At 68.5% G+C, this 13,723-nt stretch carries 16 protein-coding genes and 1 pseudogene; 7 read left to right on the top strand and 10 right to left on the bottom strand.

Annotation, left to right across the window (positions count from 1 at the left end; genetic code table 11):
• Nucleotides 1-117: 117 nt before the first annotated feature.
• The gene (locus U8D42_RS06085; protein WP_085241900.1) at nucleotides 118-837 is read right to left on the bottom strand and encodes a VIT1/CCC1 transporter family protein; all 720 of its coding nucleotides are present in this window, start codon (nucleotides 835-837) and stop codon (nucleotides 118-120) included.
• 302 nt (nucleotides 838-1,139) lie between these two features.
• On the opposite strand from U8D42_RS06085, the gene U8D42_RS06080 reads away from it, so the two are divergent.
• Both U8D42_RS06080 and U8D42_RS06075 read left to right on the top strand, forming a co-directional pair.
• The gene (locus U8D42_RS06080) at nucleotides 1,140-1,772 is read left to right on the top strand and encodes a chitin-binding protein (protein ID WP_322858884.1); all 633 of its coding nucleotides are present in this window, start codon (nucleotides 1,140-1,142) and stop codon (nucleotides 1,770-1,772) included.
• A 261-nt stretch (nucleotides 1,773-2,033) separates the two neighbouring features.
• Nucleotides 2,034-2,360, top strand: coding sequence for a hypothetical protein (locus U8D42_RS06075; RefSeq protein ID WP_322858885.1), 327 nt, complete (start codon nucleotides 2,034-2,036; stop codon nucleotides 2,358-2,360).
• A gap of 7 nt (nucleotides 2,361-2,367) precedes the next feature.
• Here U8D42_RS06075 and U8D42_RS06070 read toward each other — a convergent pair whose 3' ends face one another.
• The 4 genes and pseudogenes from U8D42_RS06070 to U8D42_RS06055 all read right to left on the bottom strand — a co-directional run.
• Complete coding sequence (locus tag U8D42_RS06070) at nucleotides 2,368-3,003, bottom strand: class I SAM-dependent methyltransferase (RefSeq protein ID WP_322858886.1); 636 nt, start codon at nucleotides 3,001-3,003, stop codon at nucleotides 2,368-2,370.
• Nucleotides 3,000-3,932: a class I SAM-dependent methyltransferase gene (locus U8D42_RS06065; protein ID WP_322858887.1), complete on the bottom strand. Its 933-nt coding sequence runs from the start codon at nucleotides 3,930-3,932 to the stop codon at nucleotides 3,000-3,002. The genes U8D42_RS06070 and U8D42_RS06065 overlap by 4 nt, the downstream gene beginning before the upstream one ends.
• 123 nt (nucleotides 3,933-4,055) lie before the next feature.
• Nucleotides 4,056-4,349 (bottom strand): hypothetical protein, encoded by a 294-nt coding sequence (locus U8D42_RS06060; protein WP_322858888.1) that lies wholly within the window; start codon nucleotides 4,347-4,349, stop codon nucleotides 4,056-4,058.
• Nucleotides 4,350-4,442: 93 nt separating this feature from the next.
• A pseudogene (locus tag U8D42_RS06055) lies at nucleotides 4,443-4,571 on the bottom strand (nitroreductase/quinone reductase family protein); the annotation flags it as partial.
• A 161-nt stretch (nucleotides 4,572-4,732) separates the two neighbouring features.
• On the opposite strand from U8D42_RS06055, the gene U8D42_RS06050 reads away from it, so the two are divergent.
• Nucleotides 4,733-5,749, top strand: coding sequence for a YihY/virulence factor BrkB family protein (locus U8D42_RS06050; RefSeq protein ID WP_322858889.1), 1,017 nt, complete (start codon nucleotides 4,733-4,735; stop codon nucleotides 5,747-5,749).
• Here the strand turns inward: U8D42_RS06050 and U8D42_RS06045 are convergent, their stop codons facing one another.
• Nucleotides 5,750-5,962: a DUF3072 domain-containing protein gene (locus U8D42_RS06045; RefSeq protein WP_090423337.1), complete on the bottom strand. Its 213-nt coding sequence runs from the start codon at nucleotides 5,960-5,962 to the stop codon at nucleotides 5,750-5,752. It lies immediately after the preceding gene.
• A 111-nt stretch (nucleotides 5,963-6,073) separates the two neighbouring features.
• On the opposite strand from U8D42_RS06045, the gene U8D42_RS06040 reads away from it, so the two are divergent.
• Complete coding sequence (locus U8D42_RS06040; protein ID WP_322858890.1) at nucleotides 6,074-6,577, top strand: DUF2505 domain-containing protein; 504 nt, start codon at nucleotides 6,074-6,076, stop codon at nucleotides 6,575-6,577.
• An 18-nt stretch (nucleotides 6,578-6,595) separates the two neighbouring features.
• Here the strand turns inward: U8D42_RS06040 and U8D42_RS06035 are convergent, their stop codons facing one another.
• The gene (locus U8D42_RS06035; protein WP_322858891.1) at nucleotides 6,596-6,910 is read right to left on the bottom strand and encodes an STAS domain-containing protein; all 315 of its coding nucleotides are present in this window, start codon (nucleotides 6,908-6,910) and stop codon (nucleotides 6,596-6,598) included.
• Nucleotides 6,910-9,480: a SpoIIE family protein phosphatase gene (locus U8D42_RS06030; protein WP_322858892.1), complete on the bottom strand. Its 2,571-nt coding sequence runs from the start codon at nucleotides 9,478-9,480 to the stop codon at nucleotides 6,910-6,912. Before U8D42_RS06030 ends, U8D42_RS06035 begins: the two co-directional genes overlap by 1 nt.
• A gap of 121 nt (nucleotides 9,481-9,601) precedes the next feature.
• Here U8D42_RS06030 and U8D42_RS06025 point away from each other — a divergent pair, with 121 nt between their 5' ends.
• The 3 genes from U8D42_RS06025 (at nucleotide 9,602) to U8D42_RS06015 (ending at nucleotide 11,265) form a co-directional block, all read left to right on the top strand.
• Nucleotides 9,602-10,297, top strand: coding sequence for a Type 1 glutamine amidotransferase-like domain-containing protein (locus U8D42_RS06025; RefSeq protein ID WP_322858893.1), 696 nt, complete (start codon nucleotides 9,602-9,604; stop codon nucleotides 10,295-10,297).
• A gap of 200 nt (nucleotides 10,298-10,497) precedes the next feature.
• Nucleotides 10,498-10,878 (top strand): heme-binding protein, encoded by a 381-nt coding sequence (locus U8D42_RS06020; RefSeq protein WP_322858894.1) that lies wholly within the window; start codon nucleotides 10,498-10,500, stop codon nucleotides 10,876-10,878.
• A gap of 93 nt (nucleotides 10,879-10,971) precedes the next feature.
• Nucleotides 10,972-11,265: a hypothetical protein gene (locus U8D42_RS06015; RefSeq protein ID WP_431523858.1), complete on the top strand. Its 294-nt coding sequence runs from the start codon at nucleotides 10,972-10,974 to the stop codon at nucleotides 11,263-11,265.
• An 11-nt stretch (nucleotides 11,266-11,276) separates the two neighbouring features.
• Here U8D42_RS06015 and U8D42_RS06010 read toward each other — a convergent pair whose 3' ends face one another.
• Both U8D42_RS06010 and U8D42_RS06005 read right to left on the bottom strand, forming a co-directional pair.
• Nucleotides 11,277-12,182: a TPM domain-containing protein gene (locus tag U8D42_RS06010; RefSeq protein WP_322858896.1), complete on the bottom strand. Its 906-nt coding sequence runs from the start codon at nucleotides 12,180-12,182 to the stop codon at nucleotides 11,277-11,279.
• 40 nt (nucleotides 12,183-12,222) lie between these two features.
• A complete protein-coding gene (locus U8D42_RS06005; protein ID WP_322858897.1) occupies nucleotides 12,223-13,209 on the bottom strand; it encodes a cytochrome P450 in 987 nt (328 codons plus the stop codon).
• Between the last annotated feature and the right edge of the window lie 514 nt (nucleotides 13,210-13,723).

The following is a 13,723-nucleotide window of genomic DNA, read 5'->3' as shown; positions in this document are numbered from 1 at the left end:
AGATGGGATTCCCTCGTGTGAGGATGGCAACAGTAGATATTACAGTTTGATCGCCAGTCTCAACGGGCCGACCGGTGGCCGGTCAATTCGGTAGCCGAGCAAGGGCGTTCGCGCGCGTCAGGCTACCGCGGCGCCCACCAGGTGGCCGATCGCGTAGGTGATCGCCAGCGCGAGGCCACCCCCGATGACGTTGCGCAGCACGGCCGGGACCTTGGGCGCCCCGCCCAAACCGGCCGACACCGCACCGGTGATCACCAGGGCGACGAGTACGGCTGCGACGGTGACCGGGATCCGCCACGCCGTCGGCGGCGCCAAGATCGCGATCAGCGGCAACAGGGCGCCGACCGCGAACGACAGCGCCGACGACGACGCCGCCTGCCACGGGTTGGTCAGCTCCTCGGGATTGATGCCCAGTTCGACCTCGGCATGGGCGAGCAGCGGGTTGTGGTCGGTGAGCTCCTCGGCGACGGTGCGGGCGGTCGCCGCGCTCAGGCCCTTCGCTTCGTACAGGGCGGCAAGCTCGTCCAACTCGGCGGCCGGATCGTCGCGCAGCTCTTGGCGCTCCTTGTGCAACAGCGCCTTCTCGGTATCACGCTGGGTGCTCACCGACACGTATTCGCCCAGCGCCATGGACACCGCTCCGGCAACCAGTCCGGCGCTGCCGGCGGTCAATATCGGGGCGCGTTCCATGGTCGCCGCGGCAACGCCGACCACGATGCCCGCCGTTGAGACGATCCCATCGTTGGCGCCCAGCACTCCGGCGCGCAGCCAGTTCAACTTCGATGAGACCGAGCCCTGATGCGGTTCGGCAGGATGCGGATGCGACGGGCTCGACACGGCCGCAACGATATACGGCGGCAACCCGCCGGGCCAGCATACATAGCCTTGCCAAAGTGGTGGGGCCTCTCGGCCTCGGCATTTTGCCCGAAGGTCACTCGCGTCGAGCCGGCGTCGATCCCGCGTTGGGCCGGCGTCGATCCGCGAGCCGGTCGTCCGCCGTCCGCTGCGTCGACACGCCGGTCAGCGCCCCAGAAGTTCTGCATGGGCCGCGCACAGCCGTTGCATAGGGAAGCTATCTAGGGTCGGTCGGGTAAGGGGGATTCCGAGGAGTTCACCAGCCGATAGACAGGTGAAGGAATATGAACTTTAAGCAATTACTTGGGGGGATCACCGTCGCCGGCGCGCTGAGCGCCGCGGCATTGGGTATGGGCGCCGGAGCGGCCAACGCCGCTCCGGGCGGGCCTCCGCCCGGCCCGGCCGGCAGTCACGGCGGGCCCGCGCCCGCAGGTATCCATCCACCGAACGCACCCGGTGATCCGGGCGGACCTGGTGGGCCGGGCGGCCCGGGTGGACCTGGCGGCCCCGGCGGCCCGGGTGGGCCCCCCGGCGGCCCCGGCGGTCCGGGCGGACCCGACCATCCCGGTGGACCCGGCGGCCCGGGTGGACCCGGCGGTCCCGGCGGACCCGACCATCCCGGTGGACCCGGCGGTCCCGGCGGACCCGACCATCCCGGTGGACCCGGTGGGCCCGGCGGTCCGTGGCACGGAGACCCGCAGCGAGGCTACTTCCGCGGGGCGCCCTGGGGTGACGGGCCGGCGCCTTGGGGACCTGGCGAACCGCCGCGACCCAACTGGGACAGGCCACTCCCCCCGCCTGGCGGGCAATGGGGATACGGCCCGATCAACTACTGGGGCTACCAGGAGACGCCCGTGTGGGATCCCGGATTCCACCAATGGGGGTTCTGGTTCTTCGGAGTCTGGATTCCGCTGTAAACCAGCAGTGAGCACGGCGCCCGCTTCGCCACTCGGCGAGGCGGGCGTCGCGCTGTCACCCCCGGCGACGAGCCGAAGCCGTCTGGACGAACCTGCGGGCGTTGCGTCGTTGGGACCTTTGACCTTTGGGCGTGGGCCCTACGCCATGCCACAGATGTCGTATGGCCCTCGTTTGGTGTGTCTCGATAGCGAAACATCGAGGTCACGGTTTGGGGTGTCCGCACCTGCCGGAGCTGACCGATTGACCGAACAGGAGGCGCGATGACCACGCAAGACCTTCGCGTGAGCCCGCTCTACGCGGGGATGGTGGTCACCACCGTGGTATCGGGAATCTGCGCGTTGGCCGCGCTTGCCGCCGGCTCGCCGCTTCAGTTCGGCGTCGCGCTGGCGCTATTCGGCGCCGGGTGGATCGCCGCCGACTTCATCCAACGCACACTTGACCCCGGGCAGCAGCGTTTCACCCGTCGATGCGACGTCACCGTCGCGCGCCCGGTCCCCGCCTATCGACCCTCTCGCGTCGTGTACGCCGGTCACTGTGAGCACTTCTCGCGACCGGCACCGCCGGTCGTGAGCAAGTTCGCCGCCTGACGATCGATCAGCTCTTGGTGCCGACCGTAATGAGGTCGGAGATGACCTGCGTCCACACCGGTCGACGAATGCGATGCTGATCGCTGATCGCAAAACCCGCGCCCTCGAACAACGCGCGCATCTCCCCCGGCGACGCGTTGTGCTGCGGCTTCCACCTGTTGACCGACGGCGCCTGCAGCAGCGGTTGCCGGGCGCTCAGGGCCGCGACGGCCACCAACCCGCCCGGCGCCAGCACGCGGTGGAATTCGCGCAGTGCCGCCGGCTGGTCGAAGAAGTGGAACGCCGACGTGGTCACCACCGCGTCGAGCGCGCCGTCGTCGAACGGCAGTTGTTCGGCGGGGGCGCGCAGCCACTGCACCCGGTCGGTTCTGGCACGGGCGCGGGCGAGCATGCCGTCGGACATGTCGACACCGTAGATCGCGTCGGGCTGCAGCTCGCGGCCAATCCGATCACTGAGAATGCCTGTGCCGCAGGCGATATCAGCGACCTTGCGGGCCGCATGAGCACGTAGCTGCGCGATCACCTCGTCGTGCGGCGGGCGGTATACCCAGCGCTGGAGGAACGGCAGGTCGTACGCCGGGGCCACCAAGCCCCACAGCCGCGTGACCGCGTCGTTGAGCCCTCGCCGGCTCGGTGCCGTCATTTGCCCAGCACGGAGCTGTAGTAGATGGTGTCGGCGACCGACACCGAGTCGTTGGTTTGCGGAATCGCGGCAAGCCCGCTGTCGGCCAACAACTCGCTCATCTTGGTGCCGGCCGTCTGCCACCCCAGGTTCTTCAGGTACTCGGCAACGTCGTTACGCTCACCCTCGAAACCCAGTTCCTCCCAATCCAGCTCGAAGCCGTGGTCGCGCCACTTGGCGGTGGCCCTGCGCATCATCTCCCGCGCCTTATCGACATCTTGCTGCGGCCGGTCCGGGATCGCTTCGACGGCCAGCCTGCTGCCCTCGGCGCTCAGCGCGGAGATGTTGTCCAGCAAGCGGTCCTGCGCGTCGGGCGGCAGGTACCCGAAGAGACCTTCCGCGATCCACGCGGTAGGGCGGGTCTTGTCAAAGCCCGCGTCCGCCAACGCTTTCGGCCAGTCGCGCCGCAAGTCAATGGCGACCGTGCGCAGGTCGGCCCGAGGGGCGGCGCCCAGCCCTGCCAGGGTGGTGGTCTTGAACTCGATCACCTCCGGCTGGTCGATTTCGAACACGGTCATGTCGGCAGGCCATGGCAGCCGGTAGGCGCGCGCGTCGAGGCCGGACGCCAGGATGACGGCCTGACGGATCCCCGCCTGCGCCGCGTCGTGAAAGAAGGTGTCGAAGAACCGGGTGCGGGCGGCCATGGCCGCGGGCATGTGTTCGAGTTTCCAGCCGGATTCGTGGTCGTCGACGTCGGCGGCGTCGAGGTCGCCGTCGACCCATCGCGTGAAGAAGTCCACGCCGACGGCGCGAACCAGCGGTTCGGCGAACCGGTCCTCGATCAGCGGATCGTCGGCCTTGGTCGCGATCGCCCGGGCCGCGGCCACCATGGTGGCCGTCGCGCCCACACTGGTGGCCAAATCCCAGGTGTCGTTGTCTGTGCGTGGCATGCGCCGGTTCCCCCTCGGAGTGAAAGCGATACTTAGCCAGTATAACGACCGTCCGGGCTGGATGGTTCCCGGCGATTTGTCGTGGGCCGCCGCGCGGGGAGAGGGGTTGGGTCGCGCGCGGTCCTACGGGCCAGGACCGCCGGGACCGCCGGGTCCACCCGGCCCGCCCAGCCCACCGGGTCCGCCCAGTCCCCCGGGTTCGCTCGGCCCACCGGGTCCGCCCGGCCCGTTCACGGCGGGGACCGCGGGCACGCATTGATGCAAGTCCACGCTCCACACAAAGCCCTCGCCGCAATTGGGGTCGGCCCGGCCGATCGCCGGCGCCGAGATCGCGATTGCCGGCAATGCTGTCAAAGCGAGCGCGAAGGCGCCGAATGCCCAGCCTCGTCGCAGATGCGTCATCGCTGCGATTCTCATGTCGGTCCCCTCCAGGCCGGCGATACTCGGCGCGGACCAGTGGCCGACCGCGTGTACATCAATTTTGCGCCACGTCACCCGGCGGCGGTGCTGTTATTCGGTAACCAGTTCGAAGACCGGGATGACCCGATCCGTGCGCTCCTGGTACTCACCGAACCCGGGTGCTCGCTCGACGACGATACGGTAGACGGAATCGCGCTCGTCGCGCGGCAATTCACGCACGGCGGCCGGCCTGGGGGCTTGTGCATCATCGGCCATCGACCCATCCCGGCATGGGTATCCCGCCGGCGAGCGGCTCCACGGTTGACCGTCGCCGGATTCGGGTATCACCTGGCAATCCCATCGGGGGGGATCCGCTTCCGCTGCGACGAAGTGAGCACGAGATGGTCGGCTGGCTGGACAGGCTGCAGCGACGAAACCGCACTGCCGGTGTGGTGATCGGCGTCATTTACAAATACCTCGACGATCAAGGCGGGTACCTGTCCGCCCTGATCACCTATTACGGCTTCGTGTCGCTGTTCCCGCTCCTGCTGCTGTTGACCACGGGACTCGGCCTGGTCCTGGCCGGACGCCCCGATCTGCAGGAGCAGGTGCTGCACAGCACCTTGAGCCAATTCCCGGTCATCGGCAGCCAGCTGCATCAGCCCGCGGGGCTCAGCGGAGGCACCGTCGCCGTGGTGGTCGGCATTGCGGGAGCGCTCTACGGCGGTCTGGGCGTCGGTCAGGCGGTGCAGAATGCGATGGACTCGGTGTGGGCCGTCCCGCGGAACAAGCGACCCGACCCGATCCGCTCGCGCCTGCGCAGCTTGATGTTGTTGTTGGTCCTCGGCTCGGCGGCCCTGGCCGCCACCGCCCTGTCCGCGGCGGGCCAGGCCACCGGGGCGCTGGGCATCTTCGGAAAGATCGGCGTCGCACTGGTTGCCGTGGGGATCAATGCGTTGATTTGCCTGGTGGCGTTTCGGGTGACCACCGCGCGGGACCTCACCTATCGCCAGGTGCTGCCGGGAGCGCTTGCGGCAGCAGTGATTTGGCAGATACTGCAGTGGGGCGGTGCCGGATACATTCGGCACACGGTCAAATCGGCCAGCGCCACCAACAGCGTCTTCGCCTTGGTGCTGGGGCTGCTGGCCTTCCTGTTCCTGGTGTCGTCCACGCTGGTTCTGTGCGCCGAGATCAACGTCGTTCTCGTGGAACGGCTTTACCCCCGCGCCTTGCTCACTCCGTTCACCGATGACGCCGAACTCACACCGGCCGACCGCAAGACCTACACCAAGAAGGCAAAAGCCGAGCGGGTCAAGGGCTTTCAGCGCGTCAGCGTCCGGTTCGGCGACCTGGCCCGCAAGGCGAGCCGCCCCCGGACGCAGGCGCCGCCGACCATCCCCAGCCAACCCGCAGGCTAGTCAGTTGCCGCGGCCCGTCTGCTGCTGCAGCTCGTCGATGAGCTCCGACGCTTGGGCCTTCGTCATGTCGTCGGGAACGTCGCGCCCGGCCTCCTGGGCCAGGGTGTGCACGTAGCTGCGCTGCGGACCGGTCATCGGCTCGTCGCCCGTCACCCACTGGGACGGGTCCTTCTCGGGATTTTCGCTGGGCGCCGGCCGGGTGTCGTCAGTCATGTCTTCCACCTCCGCGCAGGGGGATAGCCATCGCACATAGGTTCGAAACATGGCTCGGCGTGTGGCGGACGTCGCAGCCGGCACGGCCCGCGGTTTGGAACAATCGATGCCATGGCGCGTTCCTTCGACATCCTGATCGAATCGCCCGCCAGCGTGGGCCAGATCCACACGACGTTCGGCCGCGAGGACTACTGGCTGGCCCGCCTTCGAGCCGGCAACGTCCCCACGACGCTGGATTCGCTGGTCGTCGGCGATGACGGCACGGTGTCCGTCCGCGCCACCCAGCACGTGTCCCGCCAGGTCCTGCCGACGCTCATCGCCAAGGCGGTCCCCGGCGAGCTGAAGATCGTGCACAGCGAGACGTGGCGGCCGGCCGGCGACGGCGAGGTGCGCGGGCAGATCAGCGTCGTCAGTTCCGGCGGGGTGGGATCCGGGCGGGCGGAAGCCTGGCTGGCACCCGCGGGCGACGGCGCCCGCCTGCGCTTCGCCGTGGAGGTGGCGGTCAAAATCCCGCTGGTGGGCCGCAAGCTCGAGAAATCGATGCAAGCCGACCTATCCAAGAGCATCCCGGAGCTGCAGCGCTTCACCACCAGTTGGATCGCCGAAAACACCTGACCTCGCGGCGGCGGCTCGTCAGTGTTCCGGTGCCGGCTCGACGGCGACGAGTTCGGTGAGCCCGCTGATGGTGAGGATGGGCATCAGGATCGGGTGGGCGATGAGGTGGATGCGGTTGGCGTGGGTGAACAAGGCGTTGATGGCGGCGCTATCCAGGTACTCGACACCGCTGAGGTCGACCGTGAGCGGACCGCCCGGGGCGGCCTCGCCGCTGGCGGCGGTGAGGGCTTGAACGAAGGCGTCGATATTGCTCAGGTCGATCTCCCCCGCCGCGACCAGCATCAGTTCCCCGTCGCTGCGGCGCGCGGTGTCGAGGGTGAGCGACGTGGGCATCATGTGATCCTCGCGGATAGACGGACTGTGGTTCCGGCGGCGTCGGGGTTGATGGTGACGTCGTGCATGAGCCCCCGCATGAGGGCGATACCCCGGCCCCGACGCGGATAGCTGGCCGGCTGCGGGGGCTTCCACGAGCCGGTGTCGGTGATCGTCAACTGCACCTGGTCCACCAGTGCGGTCGCGCCCAGGCTGATCGTGCCCTCGGGTTTGTCGCGATGGCCGTGCTCGATGGCGTTGGCGACGGCTTCGCCCGCGGCGACGAGCACGTTCATTGCTTGTTCCGGATCCAGACGAGTGCGAGTCAGCCAGTGGCGCAACGCCTTTCGCGCTGGGGCTAGGTGGCTGACATCGGCGGGGAAGGTCAGCTCCAGCGGCGCGGGATGGCGATAGAGCAGCAGGACGACGTCGTCCTGGTAACCGCCCTCGGGGGCCAGAGCGGACATGATGTGGTTCGCCAAGTCGTCGAGGGTGGACCCCCGCCCGTCCTGCACCAGCGCGGCGGCGCGGGTGATGCCCTGCCCCAGTGCGGTGCGGCGGCGTTCGACCAATCCGTCGGTGTAGAGCAGCAGGGTCGCCCGCGCCGGCAGGGTCACGCGCCCCTCCGGGCGGGACCAGTCCGCTCGCACGCCCAACGCGATGGTGTGGCCGTCGTCGAGCATCTGCGTGGTGCCGTCCGCGTGGACCAGGATGGGCGGCGGGTGCCCGGCGCTGGAGTACACCAGCTCACCCGTCTCGGGGTCGAGCACCGCGCAGACCGCGGTGGTGCACTGGGCGCCCGGCAACCGCGCCGCGAAGCGATCCATCCCCGCCAGAGCGGCGCCGGGACTGGGGTTTTCGAATAGCAGCGCGCGGCACGCGCTGCGCACCTGGCCCATCACGGTGGCCGCGGCGAGGCCATGCCCAACGCAGTCGCCTACGACCATAGCGATGCGCCCGTCGTCCAGGTCCACGATGTCGTACCAGTCGCCGCCCACCTGCAGGGGCCGGCTGGCGGCCTGGTAACGCACCGCGAAGCCGTGCGGCAGATCGGCGGGGCCGAGGATCGCGTGCTGCAGCGCCAGGGCGGTTTCGCGCTGCTGGTCAACCTGATGGACCCGCTGCAAACCCTGCCCCAGCCGGCCCGCGAGGACCGTCAGCAGGGTCTGGTCCTCGAGGGTGAACGCCCGCCGCTCGGCCAGATCGATCCAGACGACGAGCACGCCCTCGGGATGCTGCAGCGCGATGCCCGCCGTCCCGGCTTCCCCGACGCTCGGGGTGAGCAGGTCGCCGTCGCGCAACGAGTTGAGGGTCTGTTGGGTGCGGGGCGGCAGGTCGCTCCATTGCGCGGGCTCGCCGACCGACACCACTTGCGGTGCGCCATAAGCGTTTCCGTTCGAGGAACTGTGGGCCGGGAAGGTGACGGCCACGACGCGGCGGGCCCGCCACAGTCGGCGCAGTTCCTCGGCCGCGGCGTTGACCGCCGCCTCGACCGTGTCCGCCTCGGCGAGTTCCTGGTTGAGCGCGTGTTCGCGGCCCGCCGCCAGCGCCAGCGCGATGGCCGCGTGCCGGGCGAAGTCGCTGACCAGCTCGAGGTAGTCGTTGCCGAACGGAGACTGCTGCGGGTCGCGGGCGACGGCGATGACGCCGAGCACCGCGCCGTCGGCGATCAGCGGCATGACGATCGCCGAACGTTCACCGACGTCGGTGAACCCCTCGATCGGGTATTGGAAGGACTCGGTGATCAGCGGCAGGCCGCGCCGCGCGACACCGCCCGTGGTGGAGCCGTCCATCGGCACCTGGCGACCGATCACCTCCGAGGAGTACCGCCCCGCCGTCGCGGCGACGACGAGGGTGTTGACCTGATCGGCGGGCAGGTCCGGCTCCTTGGGAACCAGCAGGATCGCCTGCTCGGCGCCGGCCAACTCCAGCGCCCGGTTCACGATCAGCTGCAACGGCCCGGTCTGCGGGTCGCCGGACAGCAGCGCGGTGGTGATCTCGCGGCTGGCCTTCGTCCACTTCGCCGACTCACGTTCGCGTTCGAACAGCCGCGCGTTGTCGATGGCCGCGGCCGCCGCGATCGCCAGCGCCCGCACGGCGGCCGCCTGGGAGTCGGTGAACACCCGGCCGGGGCGATCGTCGACCAGGTAGAGGCTGCCGAAGTCGGCCGCACGCACTGTGATCGGCAACCCGAGGAGCGCCCGCAGCGGCGGATCGTGGGCCTGCAGCTCACCGGCCTGCGGATGGGCGCTCACATCGTCGAGGCGCAGACCCTCGCCCACCGGCAGATCGCCGAGCTGCCGCGCCGTTTGCTCATCGATGCCGGCGCGGACGAAAGCGGCCAGCGCGCCGTCGGCGGCGCGGATCCCCAGGGCTGCGTAGCGGCAGCCGGTCAGCTCCATCGCACCCTTGACGATGCGGTGCAGCGTCACGTCCAGGTCGAGATCGGAACCGACTTCGCTGATGACCCGCACCAGTTGTTCCATCTGGTCGCGAGCCGCCACCAGCTCGTCGAGTTGCTCGTGAATCTGGCTCACCAGCTCGCGCCGGCCCTGCCAAGTGAACGCCGATCCACCCCCTTCGTTGCCCATGGATACAAACGTAACCGCTCACCTGAGCAACCCCCACAGGCGGCGGTGATGTCCGGGCCGGAAATTGCGGGTTTACTCGACCGTGACCATGCTTTGAATCGACCCACCGACGATGGCCGTTATGAGGATTGTCCCGGAGCTCCAACCGCTGTATCTACTGGCGGACAGTCAGCTGCTGTTCTGGAGACGGCAGGGCCGCCTGCTCCTCGAAGAAGCCATCGATAGGTTGGCCGGTGCCACCCCGATCAGCGCGGCCTACATCGGCGCCTCCAACGGAGATCGTCCGGAGTTCTACGACATCTTCGAGGCGGCGGTGGACGCCGTCGGGATCGCCGACCGTCGCATGATCGACTCGTCGTTCGGCCGCGCCGACCGCGCCTTCCTGGAGGGCGCCCAGGTGGTGGTCCTCGCGGGCGGCGACGTGCGCCGCGGCTGGGACACGTTCGAGCAAACCGGCATGAAGGACGTCATCCTGGGCCGGTACGCCCAGGGCGCTGTCCTGGTGGGCATCTCGGCCGGCGCGGTCCAACTCGGGCGTTACGGGGTCGTCGAGGCGCCGGACTCCCCCGAGTCGGGGTTGTTCGACGTGTTCGATCTGGTCCCCCTGGTCATCGACGCGCACGACGAGCGAGCCGGGTGGGCGCGGCTGGCGCGGGCCATCGAATCGCTGCGCGGCGCGGCCATCGGGCTCGGGATTCCTTCGGGCGGCGGAGTCGTCGCGCACACGGATGGCATGATCGAACCCCTGCGCCGGCCCGCCCACAAACTCGTTTTCGACGGCATCCGCGTCGTGCACTCACTGGTGCGCGCGGAATAGGCAATCTACTTGCACTGCAAGTAAGGTCCGTCGCATCCGGTGGTGACGGTTGGCCGTCGGAGTAGTGACTTTCGGCCCGAGTAATGCCCCTCGTTCGGTGTCCAGAGTTAACCATGCCAACTGCCGCTCGACTTTGCTGGAACCCGGCGGCAACCGACATCGGTCCCGGCCAGGTTCATCGCCGGATAAAGGAGCCAGTCATGTCCCTCGCAGGTCTGTTCACGCGCCGGCTACTGGTCGGGGCGATCGGCGCCGGCGCGCTTCTGGGTGCTACCGCGGGGACGGCCGTGGCCGATCCGCCGCCCCGGCCCGCCAACTGCACGGCCGCCGACATGGCCGGCGTAGCGTCCGGGGTGGCGGCGGCACTCTCGGCCTACCTGTTCACCCATCCGGACCTGAACGGCTTCTACACCGACCTGCAGGATCGGCCCAAAGATCAGATTCGCGAGGACGTGCAGCAATATTTCACCGCCAACCCGCAGGAGCAGGCCGACCTTGAGAACATCCGACAACCGCTGGTTGACATCAGGCAACGTTGCCAGTGGGCACCGCTACTGGGTCAGGTCGGTGCGACGCCCTGACCCCCGGGTCAGGCGACCATGTCCCGCACGCGCCCTGGATGCGCCTCGGGCCCGCATAAGCGCAGCCGCGATGGGAAGGAAATCACGATGAAGGTGCGGTCTTGGACCGCAGGGGCGCTGGCAGCGTTGTCCCTTGCCGCGATTCCTGAGATCTATGCCGTCGTGCAGCCCACCGGGGTGGCCAACGCGGACGTCTGCGCGAGTGTCGGCAGGCGCGTTTCCGTGAGCGGGTGCACGAACATCGCCGATACGGTCAACGCCAATGTTCCCCCACCGGACGCGTATGCGCCGCTGCCGCAGGACTTCCCGCCCCCACCGCCACCGCCGCCGCCGGTCAATGTCTGCGTGGGCGGGGGCCGGCGCGTTCATGTGAGCGGCTGCTTCTGAGATCGCGTTCTCTATCGGGGAGACCCGGTACCTCGGCCTCGCGTTGGGCGGTGCACCGCCAGCACGTCGGTGTTGGCCAGCGTTTGCGCCTGGGCGGCCAGCGTCGACGCCCGGTTGGCGTGGGCGATTGCTTCGGCGGGGTTGCTTGCTTCCTTGCCGCGCGCCGCCGCCAAATGCCTTTTCGCCTCGTCGAATCGGGCCAGCGCCGCGGCGCCCACGCTGTCGTGATGCCGGGTGACGTAGTCGGAGATTTGCCGCAGTCTGGTGTCCGCGGTGGACAACGCCTGCCCCGACGAATCGTCCACGCTTGCCTGGCCGTCGGCGGGGGCGACCCGCCGCGCGGCACGCCGGCGGTGGCGCACGCGGTTGAGCACGAGAAACAGCACGACCATCAATACCAAGACGCCGACGCCGATCGCGATCGGCAGCCACATCGGCTTTGAGGTGCTCGCCGACTTGTTCAACCCATCTGCCGCGGCGACGGCCGCACCGCTCCAGTCCTTGACGGCGACCGCGGGCCCAATCTGGTTGTTGCGCAGACCGTCCAGCTCGGCCACCGTGACGCCCTGCGTGTTGGGCGGCACCGAGAACGCGTACAGCTTCGTGTTCGTGGCCACCGCCAGCAGCGCGTCGTGGTCGCCCATTGCGCTGGCGCCGCGGGTCCGCTCGGCCCAGTTGTCGGGCTTGAACCTGGAGAAGTTGTCGACGTAGACCACCCACAGTTGAATGTGCCGATTGCGGTAGAGCCGGTCGATGGCCGCGACGACCGCCGCCCGGCCCGGATCCGTCAACGCCGCGACGCTATCGGTGACGTGGTCCGTGAGCTTGGCCGGCGGTTGCGCGCCGGCGGAGGCGGGCACCAGCAGTCCCGTGGTGAGAATCGCCAGGACTGCACCGATCAGGCGAGCAACGCGCATACGGGTAACTTAGCCGTCATTCCGCCTGATCCGTCCGTGGTCACCGCTTCGGTCGCCACCTGAGCGGCACGGGCCCCGGAAACCAGCCCTCGAAGATGTCGCTCGGCAACGGGCTGTAGGGCTTGGGATACCACGCTTTGGGGACATCGCCGGCGTCCCAGTCGAACCAGAAGAACGGAACCTCGGCGAGCCACACCTCGAAGAACGCGAGCAGCAGATCCCGGGCCAGGTGCGATGCCGGACACCGGTGCGGGCCTCCACCAAAGCTCCAATGTCGCTGCGGGCCGTCCAATTCGATGCTGTGGCCGGACATGTCGTCGGCCTCGTCACGGTGAACCAGTCCGACACACAACTGGACGGGCGCCCCGGCTGGGATCGTTGTTTCTCCGATCGTCACGCTGCGACTCGTGCGTCGTGAAACAGTCTTCGCCCCGCCATCCAACCGCAGCAGCTCCTCGATGAACCGGCGTTGCCGGTCTGGATTTTCGCGCAGCTCCCGCTGAAGCATCGGCTTCCGCGCCAGGACCGCCAGTCCGGCCTTCATCGGGAAGGACGCGAAAATGAGACCGCGGAGCACGGACCCGATCATTCCGAGCACTTCTTCGTCGGACAGCGGTTCGGCGGCGAGGCGGCTGATCACATCGGGGCCACCCCGCGGCGCGCGCCGGATCTGGCCCACCAGTTTCGGCTCGAGCGCTTCGAGGGGGGTATCCGTGGGCAGCCCGCATGCCGCAACGAATGCGGCACGCCAAACCACCTCGGCGACGTCCGCACCATCGCAGCAGTCGAGTTCTCTCGCCACAGAACGGACGCAGTTTTCGATGATCCCGCGCACGGGCTTCAGCATTTCCCGCGAATTGGCCGGATTGAACAACAGGTCGACCATGATTTTCCGGTACGGCCCGAATGGCGGATTGCCGAGCATCAGCTCGCCTTGGCGGCTGGCGAAAACCTCGCCATCACGCACGGCGGCGAGGACGTCGTCGCGCCGCCACAACACGTACGTGCCGTCGGGCTCCCGCAGCACTCGTTGGCCGGCCCGCTGTGCGGCGGCCAGCCACTCCCGATAGCCCGCGGCCGCTTCCTCGTCGGACCGCATGACTTCTTGCGCGGCAGCGGCCTCGCCGCCAGACTCGATCACCACGCACTACCGACTCTCGCGTTCGGCGGTCGCTGCGAACTACGCATTAAGGGCGCCACCTCGAATTCCGACGCCGCCAGTTTATTCTCAAGATCGACCACACGGCGCGGCGAGACGGCCGATCAGCGGACTTATCCAGGGTTTATCGCGCGACCACGCTGATCGTTGTACCCGACCAACAATGTCGAATTCCAGGAGCTTTTCCGGGCATGTCAACTCGAATTAGCTACCCGGCGAGACGAGGGCGCACATCGGGTTCGTCGCGCGGGGGCGGCCCTCAGTCACATCGGCCACACCAGTACCTGTCTCGGTACCACCATGCGACCACCGAACTCGATATCGCCCGCGATATCAGATGCGAGAGTCGCCTCTTGGTCGGAGACCGCAGCAGCCGCTGTCA

It is taken from the genome of Mycobacterium europaeum (assembly GCF_034555895.2).
Classification (GTDB): Bacteria; Actinomycetota; Actinomycetes; order Mycobacteriales; family Mycobacteriaceae; genus Mycobacterium; species Mycobacterium europaeum.
This window is presented reverse-complemented; position numbering and strand designations above follow the sequence as displayed.